The organism is Laspinema olomoucense D3b, from assembly GCF_025370785.1.
GTDB lineage: Bacteria > Cyanobacteriota > Cyanobacteriia > Cyanobacteriales > Laspinemataceae > Laspinema > Laspinema olomoucense.
This window is the reverse complement of the sequence record NZ_JAMXFA010000003.1, coordinates 205,495-220,639: the sequence shown is the minus strand read 5'-3', so window position 1 is coordinate 220,639 and position 15,145 is coordinate 205,495. Positions and strand designations below refer to the sequence as shown.

The 15,145-nt window shown below is 47.4% G+C and carries 16 protein-coding genes; 7 read left to right on the top strand and 9 right to left on the bottom strand.

Annotated features, from left to right (window positions below; genetic code table 11):
* Positions 1-485 precede the first annotated feature (485 nt).
* The 5 genes from NG792_RS03285 (at position 486) to NG792_RS03265 (ending at position 5,608) form a co-directional block, all read left to right on the top strand.
* Entirely contained in the window at positions 486-1,631 is a 1,146-nt protein-coding gene (locus NG792_RS03285) for a Re/Si-specific NAD(P)(+) transhydrogenase subunit alpha (protein WP_261234566.1), read from the top strand.
* Between the two features lie 100 nt (positions 1,632-1,731).
* Positions 1,732-2,025, top strand: a complete 294-nt coding sequence (locus NG792_RS03280; RefSeq protein ID WP_261234496.1) for an NAD(P) transhydrogenase subunit alpha part 2 — start codon at positions 1,732-1,734, stop codon at positions 2,023-2,025.
* On the top strand, positions 2,022-3,428 hold the full coding sequence (locus tag NG792_RS03275) for an NAD(P)(+) transhydrogenase (Re/Si-specific) subunit beta (RefSeq protein ID WP_261234495.1): 1,407 nt from the start codon (positions 2,022-2,024) through the stop codon (positions 3,426-3,428). The genes NG792_RS03280 and NG792_RS03275 overlap by 4 nt, the downstream gene beginning before the upstream one ends.
* Positions 3,429-3,689: 261 nt before the next feature.
* On the top strand, positions 3,690-3,893 hold the full coding sequence (locus tag NG792_RS03270) for a hypothetical protein (RefSeq protein ID WP_261234494.1): 204 nt from the start codon (positions 3,690-3,692) through the stop codon (positions 3,891-3,893).
* Positions 3,893-5,608 carry a serine/threonine protein kinase gene (locus tag NG792_RS03265; RefSeq protein ID WP_261234493.1) on the top strand — a complete coding sequence of 572 codons (1,716 nt, stop codon included), beginning with the start codon at positions 3,893-3,895 and terminating at the stop codon, positions 5,606-5,608. Before NG792_RS03270 ends, NG792_RS03265 begins: the two co-directional genes overlap by 1 nt.
* A gap of 133 nt (positions 5,609-5,741) precedes the next feature.
* Here NG792_RS03265 and NG792_RS03260 read toward each other — a convergent pair whose 3' ends face one another.
* From NG792_RS03260 to lgt, 8 genes are all read right to left on the bottom strand, one after another.
* The gene (locus NG792_RS03260; protein ID WP_261234492.1) at positions 5,742-6,377 is read right to left on the bottom strand and encodes a hypothetical protein; all 636 of its coding nucleotides are present in this window, start codon (positions 6,375-6,377) and stop codon (positions 5,742-5,744) included.
* A complete protein-coding gene (locus NG792_RS03255; RefSeq protein WP_261234491.1) occupies positions 6,377-6,724 on the bottom strand; it encodes an STAS-like domain-containing protein in 348 nt (115 codons plus the stop codon). The genes NG792_RS03260 and NG792_RS03255 overlap by 1 nt, the downstream gene beginning before the upstream one ends.
* Positions 6,725-6,826: 102 nt before the next feature.
* Positions 6,827-7,000 (bottom strand): type II toxin-antitoxin system VapB family antitoxin, encoded by a 174-nt coding sequence (locus NG792_RS03250; RefSeq protein ID WP_261234490.1) that lies wholly within the window; start codon positions 6,998-7,000, stop codon positions 6,827-6,829.
* A gap of 50 nt (positions 7,001-7,050) precedes the next feature.
* The gene (locus tag NG792_RS03245) at positions 7,051-8,130 is read right to left on the bottom strand and encodes a Gfo/Idh/MocA family protein (protein ID WP_261234565.1); all 1,080 of its coding nucleotides are present in this window, start codon (positions 8,128-8,130) and stop codon (positions 7,051-7,053) included.
* A gap of 404 nt (positions 8,131-8,534) precedes the next feature.
* Entirely contained in the window at positions 8,535-8,885 is a 351-nt protein-coding gene (locus tag NG792_RS03240) for a phenylpyruvate tautomerase MIF-related protein (RefSeq protein WP_261201124.1), read from the bottom strand.
* A gap of 65 nt (positions 8,886-8,950) precedes the next feature.
* Complete coding sequence (locus NG792_RS03235; protein ID WP_261201123.1) at positions 8,951-9,430, bottom strand: flavin reductase family protein; 480 nt, start codon at positions 9,428-9,430, stop codon at positions 8,951-8,953.
* Positions 9,431-9,498: 68 nt separating this feature from the next.
* Complete coding sequence (cobM, locus tag NG792_RS03230) at positions 9,499-10,332, bottom strand: precorrin-4 C(11)-methyltransferase (protein WP_261234489.1); 834 nt, start codon at positions 10,330-10,332, stop codon at positions 9,499-9,501.
* Positions 10,333-10,590: 258 nt separating this feature from the next.
* A complete protein-coding gene (lgt, locus tag NG792_RS03225) occupies positions 10,591-11,457 on the bottom strand; it encodes a prolipoprotein diacylglyceryl transferase (protein WP_261234488.1) in 867 nt (288 codons plus the stop codon).
* 195 nt (positions 11,458-11,652) lie between these two features.
* Between lgt and NG792_RS03220 the strand changes: the two genes are divergently transcribed.
* Positions 11,653-12,483: a SirB1 family protein gene (locus tag NG792_RS03220; protein ID WP_261234487.1), complete on the top strand. Its 831-nt coding sequence runs from the start codon at positions 11,653-11,655 to the stop codon at positions 12,481-12,483.
* A 77-nt stretch (positions 12,484-12,560) separates the two neighbouring features.
* Here NG792_RS03220 and NG792_RS03215 read toward each other — a convergent pair whose 3' ends face one another.
* Positions 12,561-13,022, bottom strand: a complete 462-nt coding sequence (locus tag NG792_RS03215; protein WP_261234486.1) for an SRPBCC family protein — start codon at positions 13,020-13,022, stop codon at positions 12,561-12,563.
* A gap of 382 nt (positions 13,023-13,404) precedes the next feature.
* On the opposite strand from NG792_RS03215, the gene NG792_RS03210 reads away from it, so the two are divergent.
* Complete coding sequence (locus NG792_RS03210) at positions 13,405-15,111, top strand: mechanosensitive ion channel (protein ID WP_261234485.1); 1,707 nt, start codon at positions 13,405-13,407, stop codon at positions 15,109-15,111.
* Positions 15,112-15,145: the final 34 nt, after the last annotated feature.

Here is a 15,145-nt window from a genome sequence, read left to right as displayed (position 1 = left end):
AAAGGTTACCGATTACCCCGGTTGACAGAGGAGGGATAACCCATCTAAACTCATCTCGAAGCAGGCCGATCCATTGCGATCGCACCCAGCCACTCCTTCAGCCGGTGAACAGTTCCGTTTTCCTGATAAATATACCCAGAACAGATAAAAAATGGACCAAGACCTGGGGATCGAATCCGACGCAAAACGGCAAAAGCTCAACCCCCGTTTCCCAGCAATCAGTTGACTGGTGTCATGGTTTCTCAACTTTAAGCGCACTCCCTAACCTCGTAAAAAGTACAACGGATGTCTCTACCCTTGCTAATAGAAAGCACCATCCCTCCGGGATCAGCCACCCCCCAAAAAATTAGTAACCTTAATACCATTGAGACAATTGAGATCAAAAAGCCCTGGTAGCCATCAGTCACGCCCACAGAGCGGCTACCCCCTGCCTTGTTCAGTCCCCCTCACACAAATTTAATGGGTCTCACCCATAAGGAGAAATGATGAAAATAGCCGTAGCAAAAGAAATCGAAGTGGGAGAACGTCGTGTTGCCTTAATCCCAGATATGGTGGCGCGGTTAGTTAAAGCCGGACTAGAAATTTTCGTGGAAGCTGGCGCGGGAGAGCAATCGTTTTTTTACGATGACGCTTATGAAGCCGCTGGCGCTAAGATTGTGGCCGATAGCGGTCAATTGTGGGGGGAAGCGGACTTATTGCTAAAAGTGGCGGCCCCGAGGGAAGAGGAAATTCAGAAACTGCGCGAAGGCAGTGCGATCGTTAGCTTTCTGAATCCTCTGGCAAATCCAGTCATTGTCGATCGCCTTGCCCAAAGGGGGGTCACCGCTTTCAGTATGGAAATGATCCCCAGGACCACCAAAGCCCAAAGCATGGATGCGCTGTCCTCCCAAGCGGCGATCGCCGGATATAAAGCCGTCCTGCTGGCGGCTGCTACAGCCCCGAAATTCTTCCCCATGTTAACCACGGCGGCAGGCACCATTCGACCCGCGAAAGTGTTGGTGATGGGTGCAGGGGTGGCAGGATTGCAGGCGATCGCCACCGCCCGTCGTCTGGGGGCTGTCGTGGAAGCCTTCGACATTCGCCCTGCGGTGAAAGAAGAAGTGCAAAGTCTTGGGGCCAAATTCGTAGAGGTCAAACTTGACGAAGAAACCGTGGCAGAAGGGGGATATGCCCGAGAAATTTCCGAAGAATCCAAGCGGCGCACCCAAGAAGTGCTTTCCGATACGGTTGCGGCTGCGGATATTGTGATTACAACCGCTCAAGTTCCCGGCAGAAAAGCGCCGCGACTGATTACCGAAGAAATGTTTGCGCGGATGAAACCCGGGTCGGCGATCGTGGACTTAGCTGCGGAACAAGGGGGCAACTGCGCCTATACCGAAGCCGGAAAAGATATCGTTCGCAATGGTGTCACCATTGTGGGTCCGATAAATTTACCCGCTTCCATGCCGGTCCATGCTTCTCAGATGTACTCCAAAAATATCGCCACATTCATCCAGTACATGATTAAAGACAACGCCTTAAACCTAGATTTTTCTGACGAAATTATCGGCAGTACCTGCGTTGCCCACGGTCATGAAATTCGCAACTCCCGAGTGCGGGAAGCGTTAGAAGTTGTCGGGGGAAAAGTGTAAGTTTTGCCGAGGAACATGAAAGATGAAAGTCAAAAATTTATCCTTCATTTGCCGAGTTGCAATTTTCCCAATCATCCATCAACCGGAGTATTAAATTAAGATGACGGAAGCCATCATTTCTGCTTTATTCGTGTTTGTTCTGGCTTCATTTGCTGGATTTGAAGTTATCAACAAAGTACCACCCACTCTGCATACTCCCTTAATGTCCGGGGCAAATGCGATTTCCGGGATTGCCCTGTTAGGAGCCATTATCATAGCGGGAGACCGGGATTGGAGCGTGACGGTGATTTTAGGATTAATTGCCGTAGTGTTTGCCACCATTAACGTCGTCGGTGGATTTCTCGTGACCGATCGGATGTTGCAAATGTTCAAGAAAAAAGAGGTGAAAGCATGAGCGACTTAATCCCAACCGGAATACAGTTAAGCTATTTAGTAGCATCATCCTTATTTTTCGTCGGTTTGAAACAGTTGAGTTCACCGGCGACGGCCCGCAACGGAAATTTATTAGCATCCGTGGGGATGTTGTTGGCGATCGTTGCCACCCTACTCGATCGCCAAGTGCTCAATTACGAGATGATTTTGATCGGGATTGCGATCGGGTCCGTAATTGGAGTTGTCTCCGCCCAGAAAGTGGAAATGACCGCCATGCCGCAGATGGTCGGTCTCTTCAACGGGTTTGGGGGTGCTGCCTCTGCCCTAATTGCCGTCGGTGAATTCTGGCGCTACTATCAAACATCCCAGCAACCACCTCTGGATACCACCATCACCGCCTTACTCGGCATCTTAATCGGGGGAATTACCTTTACAGGTTCTCTCATGGCCTTTGCTAAACTGCAAGGACTCGTCACCGGCAGACCCATCACCTTTCCCTTGCAGCAACCTGTCAACGCCCTCCTCTTCGGCGGCTTCCTCGTTGGCAGTGTATATTTAGCCTTCAATCCCTTAAATACCCCAGTATTTTTGGCCTTAACCGGCGTTTCCTTAGTCCTGGGTGTGATGTTCGTGATTCCCATTGGCGGTGGGGATATGCCCGTGGTGATTTCCCTGTTAAACTCGTTTTCGGGTTTAGCGGCATCCGCTGCCGGTTTCGTGGTCATGAATAATATGTTGATCGTCGCCGGTGCCTTAGTCGGTGCCTCGGGGATCATCCTAACCGTGATTATGTGTAAAGCGATGAACCGATCGCTGACCAACGTCCTGTTTGCCGCCTTCGGAACCGGGGACGATGGTGGTTCTGTCGCTGCTGCTGGGGACATGGGTGATAAAACCGTGCGCTCCATCGACTCGGAAGAAAGTGCGATGATGTTAGGATATGCCCGTTCCGTCGTCATCGTTCCCGGATATGGCATGGCCGTCGCCCAAGCGCAACACGCCGTCCGAGAATTAGCCGACCAATTAGACCGATTGGGTGTAGAAGTCAAATATGCCATTCACCCCGTAGCGGGTCGGATGCCTGGACACATGAATGTGTTACTGGCCGAGGCCAATGTGCCTTACGAACAGTTGTATGACATGGAAGATATCAATGCCGAATTCGATCGCACTGATGTCGCCCTAGTCATTGGCGCAAACGATGTGGTCAATCCTGCCGCCCGAGACAATGCGGGCAGTCCCATCTACGGAATGCCCATTTTGGAAGTAGATAAAGCGAGTCATACCATTGTCATCAAACGGGGAATGAGTACCGGATTTGCCGGGATTGACAATGATTTGTTCTACAAAGATAAGACTATGATGCTGTTTGGTAGTGCGAAAGAGGTGATTACCAAGTTAGTTTCTGAAGTCAAGCAGTTGTAAGTGAATTAGGACTTACACAGTCTTGCAGAATCAAGCTTAAATGGAGGGGCGAGAACATGAATCGCCCCTCCATTTATTGATTAGGGGTCAGGACTTACGCAGATTTTAAAAAAATGAGCTAGAGGCATTTTTTTAGCGTAGGGGTTAGGCCGGGTCGTAGCGGGGAATACTGCAAATATGATTATTGATACCTTACGCCCTGAATCGCAACGTCTGGACACAGAATCATGACTTAACCCCCATCGCGGGGAAATCGCCCTCATGCACACCCCCGGAATACCCAACCACCCCTTCGAGAAAATCACCCCCAAACCCCACCCAAACTCGGTGAATCTGGTGTCCCCGCAACTCACTCAGGAACGCTACCCCCAACTCACCAAAACCAACCTGGCCCCATTTCTCGCCCGAGAAGATTACCTAACCCAAGCGCGAAACCAACCCCACTATCCTTTGGAGGAATCTTGATGAGTCTATGTATTAACCCCTCCTGCCGCAAAGCCCAAACGGGAGTCCATCAAGCTCAGAGTCTCTATTGCAGTGGCTGTGGTTCTCCTCTGCTCATTTTGGACATCTATCGAGTCCTGGAAAAATTGGGGACAGGAGGATTTGGTACAACCTACCTGATCAGTGATGCCGGGTCAAAATATGTCTTAAAAGTCCTGCATAATACTGCCCCAAAAGCGATCGAGCTATTTAAGCAAGAAGCGGAAGTTTTAAAAAAGCTCGCTCATCCCGGTATTCCTAAAGTCAAACACCCCTCCCCTTTTACCTATCTTCTTCAAGGCAGTTCTTCCCCTCTTCACTGTCTGATTATGGACTATATAGAAGGGCAAAACCTCTATGATTATCTCAAAAAACGCAACTTTCAGCCCATTTCCGAACCAGCCACTTTGCTATGGTTGCGGCAATTAGTAGTAATTCTCAATGTAGTGCATCGGGCTAATTATTTTCATCGAGACATCAAACCCGAGAATATCATGCTGGGCACTGATGGTAAGTTAGTCCTGATTGATTTCGGAACAGCCCGAGAAGAAACCTTGACCTATTTGTGCAAACAACAGGGCAAACCAGGAACGAGCATTAATTCCGTGGGTTATACTCCCTACGAGCAGCAACAGGGTCGTGCTGAACCCCGTTCTGATTTTTTTGCCTTGGGTCGAACTTTTGTGTTTTTACTGACTGGAAAAACCCCCAGAGAGTTTGAGGACAGTATCACCCAAGGGTTGCAGTGGCAACAGACCGCTTCGGGATATGCTAAACCGTTGCGGGATTTTTTGGATGAATTGATGCAGCATGATGTGAATAAAAGACCGGCCAACACTACGGTGATTTTATCGGCAATCCAGGGATTAGAAAAACAATTACAGCCTCAATACTATACTCGGTCAAATTTTTCAATTTTATCGCAATTACCTCCGAAAATATTGATGGGGAAATTCCAGAAAACAGCCCCCACTTTTATATTAAATACCTTTAACTTTGTTGGGGATATCTTAGGTGTGATGAGGACGACTTTTGTGTCTGGGTTTTTTGGGGTAATTCCAGGCTCTGGCAGGGGGAGTGTCTTGAGCTTTATTTTCGGAGGAATAGCCTATGTTTTTGAAAGGGTTTTGTCTGGATTTCAGGCGCTTGGAGAAGCTTTATGGAGCTTGAGTAGCAGTTTTCCTTGGAAGGGTTTTACCTTGAATTTAATTTCTTTTGCTTTCATGGGGTATTGTATTAGCCCTTGGAATCGAGAGCTTATAATTTTCGGAATTTTGATGATTTTTTTTGTGATTTCAACACTTATTTTTAAGGCTGTTAAGAATAAAATTTTTGTATTTATTTGGGCTGGCTTATTTATTTTTCTACAAAAAATTACATTTATGGGAGTTTACCCAGTTATTTTTGACACTCAAAAACAAATTAATATTTATTTAAACTTAAATTTACATTCAGACTTCATCGCTACTGTATTAACTTTTTGGTTTTTCCCTATTGTATTTTCAATTATTTTCTTTTGCTTACTGTTTGTATGCATTTTTAAAAATACCCAAAAATATGACAGTAAAAATATTGTTTTGCAGTCAATTACTCTGTCTATAGGATTAGGGATAGGATGGATGATTTATCAACAGGTTCCCTTTTCTGAATCGCTACCTCCGTTACTGGAAATTTTAAAAGATTTGCTAAAAAACTAACTTCTACATAGTTCGCATCGGACATCGGGCTGTTGATCGTTTTGGTGCAAGGAGTCGGAGAAACCCAGGATGATGCAGGGTGTGGTTTATGATTCTGAAGGTCATCTGACTGGGTTCGGACTGTTTCCTGTTCTTATCTTACCAAAAATCTGCCTTGATTTTTCGCCTGATTAATGACATTGTGATTGGCTGTAAATACTTTGATTCCGGGAACAGTCACAAAATCACCGTCATCGGTAATCACCTGAGATATCCCTTCTTTCTGCATCGTTTCAAGAAAAAATAAATCGTAGCCATCCAGTAATTCTAAACTAAACCGATTTAAAGCTGCATCTGTTGTCACTTGATCCAGAGTGAGAGTAATCGGCGTGGCGATCGCTTTAACTTGACTCCAGGCTGCTTGCACTTCAGAGATAACTTTAGACCTTTGCGTTGGGTAATTATGTCGGTATTCCTTGGCGGGGATGACTCCGTATGATTTAATAAAAATTTCTCTTTCGGTTTTTTCGATTAAATGTGCTAATTCAGCCAAGGATAATCCCATATAAGCCAGCAAAGATTGAGTAGAAATTGCTTTTTGCAGATATTTGGGATAGTGTTTGATTTGGTAAGAAGTCCGTGATATCTTCCCGGAAGAAGGTGATGTACTGGCTGAAGAATAAGTCAGCCAATACCACACATTTGTGTCTACTAAAAAAATATCCTCGGATCTTGGGGAGTCAGATCGGATATCAACCACCTCAGATTTAACGGTGTAGTTAACTGCCATTAGACACTCTCTGCCTGTTCACGCATCACTGCATCTACTGCCTCGCGGATCTTGTCATCAGAATAGTAACGCTTCGAGTTTTCAATGACTTGCTTGAGTACCTGCTGGCCCACTAGATTTAAGTTAGATACTTTTAGAAGACAATTGAGTTCGTTGAGTTGGATATCTCTGAGAAGTTGTCCAATTGCAAAATTAAAAAAGGGAGACGCAAAAATCTTCACCTTAGAAAAGTCTAGTTCCACGGGACGACCCGCCACTAATTGCGGATGGATCTTGTCATAGATTTTTTGACCGTCATTCGGGGTCATGCAGTTTTCGCCGATTAAACTGTAAATGTCATATATCATACCTTCAAACCTCCCTTGAAAAAGTGGTGCGTCACCGATTATTAGTTAAAACTTGGTTAATAGGATTCGTCACAATTTAGGATAAGGCTAACCTATATCCCCTCAACAGTTGTCTTCATAATCTATGGTCCCAAATAATTCTAATATTTTCTGTTGCTGACGCCGTTGAATGTATTCCCGCAAAGCATCTTCTATTAATTGATTTTCAGTGGAAAAGTTACTCAAGGCTAGAGCCTCAGCAATCAGTTGTTCATCAATCTCAATGGGGATTTTCATGATTGATAGTTAGTTAAGGATGTATTGCCACTCTACGAGGTGGGTTCGCGTTACCCAAAACTGACTCCAGTGGGTTTGACGAACTCTAAATTATCCACATTCCAGACTTGACCATCGAGGGCCATTTGCTCGATTAAACTAGCTAATCTGAGCGCTTTGAGGGCTTGTTCTCCGCCGACAGAGGGTTTATTGCCACCGCGAACGCAACTAATAAAGTGTTCTAATTCGGCGTGTAAGGGTTCAATATTACTGGTATAAACTTTTTCGATTAAGCCATCTTGGCGGTACAGCACTTGACCATATTCGGTCCTATAATTCGCTGTGGTTTTCCGGTGGATTAAAATTTCATTGTTGAGAAAATCGGCTTCGGTTAGGGAATTTTTGCAATGGGTGACGATGCGTCGTAATTTGCGGTGGGTGACTTTACTGGCGGTGACGGTGGCAATTACGCCATTGGCAAATCCCAAGGTGGCAGTGACATAATCTAAATAAGAATTGGCTTGCGAGGTGTCTTGACTGGTGCGACTACCACTGGCGGTTAATCGCACGACGGGGGCGGCAGCTAATTCTAAAATGAGGTCGATGTCGTGGATCATTAAATCCAAGACGACGGAGACATCGTTTGCCCGATCGCTGTAGGGACTCATGCGGTGAGCTTCGATCGCCAGCACTTGTTCAGTTTTGAGAACCTTGCTCAATTCCTGGAATGCCGGATTAAACCGTTCAATATGACCCACTTGCAGAATACATCCCGACTCTGCTGCCTCATTCACCAGGGATTCGGCTTCAGCAATACTGGCGGCGATCGGTTTTTCAATTAACACATGAACCCCCGACTGCAGGCAAGTCATTCCGACCGTATGATGCAGGCGCGTGGGAACCGCAATACAAACCGCATCCACATGAGGCAGCAAATCTTGATAATCTTCAAAAAAGCGAATTCGATATTTACTGGCAATGTCGAGTCCACGCTCTACATTAACATCAGCTACCCCGACTAATTCAATATCTTTGAGCAAGCTCAGAACGCGGGTATGATGCTGTCCCATACTGCCCACGCCGATCACCCCAATTCGCAAGGGTTCCGGTTGACTTTTTAGGTTATGATGATTCACTTGCCGAGCTTTCATGGGATTATTTTGCACTCCTTGATGTCTCCTCCACCACCATTAGTCAGAGCCGCTTGACAGGCATCTGGCCTCGCATACCAACCCGATAGTATCACAGGCGATCCAGTTGTAAAGATTTACAACATTTTCGACCCCCTCCAGTATAGAGTCGGAAATCCGTTGGCGAGGGAGTGAGCTTCTCAGAGTTTTAGGCGATCGCCTTTCCATCTCCCCCAACTCTTCAAAAAAGTCACCCTCAATCCTGCCCTCCAGTCACCGTCAGACAAACCGGGTTTCTTGACCAAATTTCTGCTCATGGGCAACAAAATAGGGTCAGAAACCCGGTTTCTACTCCGACGAATTGAATTGGACACCGAGGTCCTAGCCCTGAACTAACAGTGGACCATCCTGAATCCGGCTAAAATTTAAAACGTGGAGCCATTCCAGCCCCACATGGAACCCTCGGCGTCGGTAAATTCGATATAGATCCGATTTTGCGGAACCCCGATCGCCTGGTGAATCTTATTGCAAAAATCTTTGCTCATCGACTGGGTTTGTTCCGGACGGATCGTCCCCACACTCTTGACCTCGATGTAGCATACCGGGTCAAAAGTTCCGGCAAATGTCATCGGGACATCCGCATTAAACGCCGTCATCACATAGGATTCAGGTTTCCCCAGATGCTTCGCCAAGCTGGAGGAAAGTCCCTTGAGCAGGGTCTGGATTTCAGCGGTTTCCGGTGCGGATACAGAGGTTTTAACTTTAATCAGGGGCATAATTGACCTTCTAACTTGCGTCTTTCTGATTCAAATCGGGATCCCGGAACAGTCTCTATTCCAAATTATCCGCCGTAATTCCATCCGGTGCTTTCCAGCAACAAGGGTTCACCCTCTCGGTGGACTCCTGCGGCAATCACTTCCCCGACAAAGACGGTGTGATCACCCTTTTTCACCGAACCCACCACATTACATTCCACATACCCCAGGGAGTCAGAGATAATCGGACAGCCGGTTTCCCCCAGATAAAACTCCACATCTTCAAATTTATCCCCGACCCGGCGCTGGGGCTTAAAGAATTTTTGGGCTAAGTCTTTTTGTCCCGCTTCTAAGAAACTTAGAGCAAAGACGCCACTGGCTTCAATCATGGCGTGGGACCCGGAATCTTGTTTAACGCAGTTGATGACTAAGGGCGGTTCAAAGGACCCTTGCATCACCCAACTGGCGGTGAAACCGTTGACATTTTCCCCATCTTTGACACCGCAAATATAGAGTCCGTGGGGAATCTTACGGAGGATTGTTTTTTTCGCTTGTTCGTCTAGCAAGGCTTTACCTATCTCTTGATACAGAACTGATGGACATTTATATTAGAGTATCCGACGGGGCGTCATCTCTAGCGAGGGGTAGGTCGAAACAGGTGGCTATGGTCCGGATGGTAGAGGCGCGATCGCGGGGTTTCCGTTCCTGCCTGGGTTTTCGGTTCTGCCAAAGCTGGACTAATTAAATACAGGGTCGTCCGAATTAAGTTTTCAGAATGAGTAACTCGCGCCATCTCTTTCAGAGGGACCACCACAATTTTTTCATCGGGCCATCCAATCCGGTAGCAAATAGCAACGGGCATTTCTGGGGGATAATGTTCCATCAGTTTGGCTTGAGCCTCTTCAATGTGGCGCGCACTCAAATAAAGGCACAAACTGGCTTTATGGGCGGCTAAAGCGGCTAATTCTTCCGATTCCGGGACCGAGGAGGCTCGACCACTGACCCGGGTGAGGATGATGGTTTGCACCAGTTCGGGAATGGTGAGTTCCAGGTTGAGTTTAGCAGCAGCCGCTTGAAAGGCACTAATTCCGGGGATAATTTCACAGGGAATGTCTGCATCGGCTAAGGCGTGCATTTGTTCTGAAATGGCACTGTAAAGGCTGGGGTCCCCGGAATGGAGGCGAACGACAGAGTGACCTTGGCGTACTCGGTCAATCATGATGGGTAGGATATCTTCTAGGGTTTTATTGCCCGTGGGAATGACTTCGGCATCAGGACGAACCCCTTCTAAAATTTGTTTGGGAACGAGGGAGTCAGCGTAGAGAATCGTATCGGCGATCGCCAGAATTTTTTGAGCTTTGACCGTTAATAAATCTGGGTCTCCCGGTCCGGCCCCGACGATATAAACAGCAGGTTTGAGCTGGGCCGAGTGGGTTGGTTGTCGGTCAGTTGGTTGGAATTTTGACATTAAAATCAAACAAAATCAGGGAAAGAATTAAGAAGGTTCCGGATGTTACCGGCTCTATGAGGTAATCAAGCACTGGTAGATGCACCCTGGTTAAACCCTAGAATTTATTCTAGGGTTTTTTTATTTTTTAGATCCCAATTATACGGCAGGGTTACCGTAAAGATTAGAAACCGTGTTTCTTGACTACATCTATGTAACTTTGCCATCAATTTGGGTAAGGAACCCAGTTTTTGGTCCTTGGTTTTTTTTGGAGAATTTCTAGGAAGAAGAGGGCTCATCGTTGGTGCGGGATACGACGTCAGGTAAAGGACGATTGAACCCATAAAGCCAGACTAATCCAGCAATGCCTAAGACAATACCCGTTAAACTGACAAATTGAGCCATGCGTAGGGGACCGAACATTAAGCTATCGAGTCGCAACCCTTCAATCCAGAAGCGACCGCAGCTATAGACGGCCATATAAACTAAAAATAATGTGCCGACTTTTAAACGTGGTTTACCTTGGAGAGAGCGAAAGAATAAAAACAGTAATAAGGCAAATAAGCCCAGATTCCACAGGGATTCATATAAAAAAGTGGGATGGAAATACTGCTCGCCAATATATTTAAACGGACGAGATTCCGGGGGAATGTAGAGTTTCCAGGGTAAATTGGTGGGTCTGCCGAATGCTTCAGAATTAAAGAAGTTTCCCCAGCGTCCGATCGCCTGACCTAAAATTACGGACGGGGCAACTAAATCGGCTAATTGCCAGAAGGGAATTCGGTTGAATCGGGCAAAAATCAAGGTGGCGATCGTCCCTCCAATAATTGCGCCGTGAATAGCAATACCTCCTCGCCAAATCGCAAAGATTTGGCCCGGATTATCGGCATAGTTTTCCCATTGAAACAGGACATAATACAGTCGCGCCAAGGGAATAGCGCCCAGGACTAACCAGAGGATCAAGTCACCCATGAGCTCGGGGTTGACGTTGCGGCGTTTGGCTAAAAATTGAGAGAGACTGACGCCAATCAAAACGGCAGTCGCAATTAAGAACCCGTACCAACGGATGGTTAGGGGTCCGATTTCGACGAGGATCGGGCCTGGGGAGGCAAATGTCAGGGCGAGGGGTAGAGTAACAATAGTCATAAACTTAATAGTACGCCGTTGGGGGGACGACAGGTGCAGTCGTCTTGTTTCTCTTTCGTTTCTAGGGTACTTCAGGCTATGAAGTCATGGAGGCCAAAAATAGTCAGGGGGCCAAATCTTTGCTATCTTCAGGGGGAGATAGGCGCGATCGCCTTGAGACCCCAAGGCAATTCTATTTAATCGTTTTAAATTCAGATGAACTTTCCCCTAGCGCGGCAATCGTTCTACCAAGAGATTCAGCAAAACGACAACCAAATCGATCTCGCTAAGGCAGCGCTATATATCGCGCAAGAAGAATACCCCACCCTGGATCCGGCGGAATATCTCAATGTGCTGGATGTGATGGCAGGGGAGGTTGCACAACGGTTAAAGGAGCAACGCTATCCCTTGCGAATTGTTAGGGCGATCAATGGCTATCTCTATGAAGATTTGGGATTTACTGGCAATACCCGGGATTATTATGACCCCTGTAATAGTTTCCTGAATGATGCGATCGCCCGTCGGACTGGCATCCCCATCACCCTAGCCTTAATTTACCTAGAAATTGCAAGGCGGCTGGATTTTCCAATGGTGGGAATTGGGATGCCAGGACATTTTTTAATTCGCCCAGAGTTTGAAGGGGCGGGGATTTTTGTGGATGCGTTTAATCGGGGCGAGGTGTTGTTCACAGAAGACTGCGAACAACGTCTACAGCAAATTTATGGTCCGGAAGTGTCGATGCGTCCAGAGTTTTTAACAGCGGTAACGCGCAAACAGTTTTTGGCCCGGATACTGACCAATTTAAAGATGATTTATCTGAATCGCGGGGATTCGGAGAAATGTCTAGGGGCGATCGAAAGGATTTTGCTATTGTTTCCAGATTCGCCGTTGGAATTGCGCGATCGCGGTTTGTTTTACTATCAAAATGGCCGATGGACCCAGGCCCGTCAGGACTTACAAACCTATTTGGACCGAGTTCCCCAAGCTGAAGATGCCTCAGTAATTCGGCAAATTCTCGATCGCATCACTTGGCAGGAGAATGAGTAAAAGAAAATCTCCGACACCTACGGCTACACACTTCTTTCAGTTTGTCAATCTTTCTTTAGAAATAAATTTTTCCAACTTTAACCTTTAGCAATATCGGGATCAATCTGTTCAGCAAGTTGTTTGAGGCGATGGAGTTGGGCCTGCATATCTTTCTGGGTCCAAGTTGCAGCAAACAAATTAAAGCCCCAGGCGACTAGGGGATTGGGAATTTCAAATTCAAAGCGATTGATGAGTCGAGTCTGGTTGCCGTCCTGTTGACAATCCCAGCGATCGCAGCCTTTGAAAAATCCCTGAAACTCCCAGACAATCAGCCCCGGTTCCCGTTGGGCGATCGCACAGTTTAAGCTCGGTTGCAACAAGGGAATATTCAGAATAAACCGACTACGACTCCCCACAGAGGTATCCCATTCGCCAATCGGTTCGCAACGCAAGGCAGGATTTAACCACTGGTGCATTAATGCGCGATCGGTAATACAGTAATCAACAACCCTAGGGCTGGCCTGAATTTGAATAGACTGTTCAAAGACTTGAGATGACATGAGAAATTAGACCTAATGATGACAATCTTTTACAAAAATTCCCCCTAGAAAAGAAATTTCTATGGGCTAGAAGGGTGGGAAGGGGAGTATCGGCGGGAGAAGACAGCAGACCCTTCCCTTGGACTGGGGCAGAATTGTTACAAATCACTACAGTTCTAATATTTTGTGACAAATTGTCCCTAATCTAATTTCTAGTTACGAACAATTGAACCATAAAGCGTTTGCTCCACCTCAGTTGAGAATTGGGAAAAACGCAAAAGATCGCATAGACTACAGCAACAGATGCATAGCCCTGTAGGATAGGGGCAAATGCACTGACTCGCATTTACTTGATGATCAAGTGTGTTGAACGGTCATATCGGAAGTACAGCCAAATCACCTTATGAATGGAATTTTGCACGAAACATCAGTCATGTTTTGGGGTAATTTAAACCCTGAAGCGCTGCTGGCTCAGGAACCCGGATTCGCGGCGGGCTTTGGCCTGGGGCAGATTACGGGATTTGTTCAAGCCCTCTTGGTCCAGCTGGGGACATTCCTGCCCAGTTTATTAGGAGCGCTCGCCATTCTCATCGGTGGCTGGATCGTAGCTACCCTTGTGGCAGGAATTATTAGAAAGATCCTCCACAGCACAAATCTGGACAACCGGATTGCCAGTGCCGTCATGGGACGAGCACCGGGACAGGAGATGCCTCCCACGGAAAAGTGGATCTCGAATACGGTTTACTGGCTGATCATGATTTTTGTCTTGGTCGCCTTTCTCCAGGCCCTGAATCTGGAGGTGGTTTCCCAGCCCCTAAATCGGTTCTTAGAGCAGATTTTTGCTTATCTACCCAAGATTGGCGGTGCGGCAGTCCTGTTGGGTGTGGCCTGGATCCTGGCAACCCTGTCCAAAATGTTGCTGACTCGGGGATTAGCGCAGTTCCGGTTAGATGAACGGCTTGCAGAGCAAACAGGAGAGGCGACAGACCCCCAAACTGCTGGGGAAAGCCGGTTTTTACTCAATGAAACCCTCGGCAACGCCCTCTACTGGTTTATTTTCCTGTTCTTTCTGCCTTTAATTCTGAATGCCTTAGAGTTAAATGTGCTGCCGGTTCAGAATTTGGTCAATGACTTTCTGTCGGCGGTGCCTAAAATTCTGATGGCCCTGATTATTGGGGCTGTGGGTTGGTTTATGGCCCGGATTGTGCGCGGCATTGTCACCAACTTGCTGGCGGCGACGGGAACCGATCGCCTCGGTGCTCAGTTGGGTCTGTCCCGGACTCAAGATGGGATGTCTCTGTCTCAACTGATTGGGACGATTGTCTATGTCTTGATTCTGATTCCAACGGCGATCGCGGCGTTGAATGCGTTGGAAATCGCGGCGATCTCCGCGCCTGCGATCGCCATGTTGTCGCAAATCATGTCCGCCATTCCCCTGGTTTTGACCGCCGGGTTCATTTTGGCGTTATTTTATGCGATCGCCAAGTTCGCCTCGGATCTGGTCATCCGCATTCTTCGCAGCATCGGCTTTAACAATATCTTCTCCTGGCTGGGTCTGCCGACGACCCGGAGTGGTAATCCCCCCCCACCCCCACCGGCAGATGCACCGGATATGCGATCGGGTCAACAAACCGTTGTCCAACCCTCCGCGACTCCTACAAGAACTCCCGCAGAAATTGTCGGGATTGTCACCTGGGTTGGCATTATGCTCTTTGGGGCCGTGGCAGCGACAGAAGTCCTGCAATTACCCGCCCTCACGGTGATTATGCAGGGCCTGCTAGTGATCGCCGGTCAGGTTCTCGTCGGTTTGATCGTGTTTGGCATTGGCCTTTACCTGGCAAACTTGGCCTATCATCTCATTTCCGGTTCCCGAGGGTCCCAATCCCAGCTTCTGGCTCAAGCAGCTCGAATTGCGATTATTGCGCTGGCTGGTGCGATGGCACTCCAACAAATGGGGATTGCACCTCATATTGTTAACTTGGCCTTTGGTTTACTCTTTGGTGCCGTTGCTGTTGCCCTTGCCTTAGCCTTTGGGTTAGGGGGTCGCGAGGTGGCGTCGGAGCAATTGCGAGAATGGCGCAATGATTTCAAACAACGACAAGAAAAATAATGAGAGGGTTTACCTCACTTAATTTCAGTCTTTT

Bases quoted from the DNA above. Each gene is read 5' to 3' on its own strand.
- NG792_RS03285 (WP_261234566.1), top strand. From the start codon at position 486: ATGAAAATAGCCGTAGCAAAAGAAATCGAAGTGGGAGAACGTCGTGTT.
- NG792_RS03280 (WP_261234496.1), top strand. From the start codon at position 1,732: ATGACGGAAGCCATCATTTCTGCTTTATTCGTGTTTGTTCTGGCTTCA.
- NG792_RS03275 (WP_261234495.1), top strand. From the start codon at position 2,022: ATGAGCGACTTAATCCCAACCGGAATACAGTTAAGCTATTTAGTAGCA.
- NG792_RS03270 (WP_261234494.1), top strand. From the start codon at position 3,690: ATGCACACCCCCGGAATACCCAACCACCCCTTCGAGAAAATCACCCCC.
- NG792_RS03265 (WP_261234493.1), top strand. From the start codon at position 3,893: ATGAGTCTATGTATTAACCCCTCCTGCCGCAAAGCCCAAACGGGAGTC.
- NG792_RS03260 (WP_261234492.1), bottom strand. From the start codon at position 6,377: ATGGCAGTTAACTACACCGTTAAATCTGAGGTGGTTGATATCCGATCT.
- NG792_RS03255 (WP_261234491.1), bottom strand. From the start codon at position 6,724: ATGATATATGACATTTACAGTTTAATCGGCGAAAACTGCATGACCCCG.
- NG792_RS03250 (WP_261234490.1), bottom strand. From the start codon at position 7,000: ATGAAAATCCCCATTGAGATTGATGAACAACTGATTGCTGAGGCTCTA.
- NG792_RS03245 (WP_261234565.1), bottom strand. From the start codon at position 8,130: ATGAAAGCTCGGCAAGTGAATCATCATAACCTAAAAAGTCAACCGGAA.
- NG792_RS03240 (WP_261201124.1), bottom strand. From the start codon at position 8,885: ATGCCCCTGATTAAAGTTAAAACCTCTGTATCCGCACCGGAAACCGCT.
- cobM (WP_261234489.1), bottom strand. From the start codon at position 10,332: ATGTCAAAATTCCAACCAACTGACCGACAACCAACCCACTCGGCCCAG.
- lgt (WP_261234488.1), bottom strand. From the start codon at position 11,457: ATGACTATTGTTACTCTACCCCTCGCCCTGACATTTGCCTCCCCAGGC.
- NG792_RS03220 (WP_261234487.1), top strand. From the start codon at position 11,653: ATGAACTTTCCCCTAGCGCGGCAATCGTTCTACCAAGAGATTCAGCAA.
- NG792_RS03215 (WP_261234486.1), bottom strand. From the start codon at position 13,022: ATGTCATCTCAAGTCTTTGAACAGTCTATTCAAATTCAGGCCAGCCCT.
- NG792_RS03210 (WP_261234485.1), top strand. From the start codon at position 13,405: ATGAATGGAATTTTGCACGAAACATCAGTCATGTTTTGGGGTAATTTA.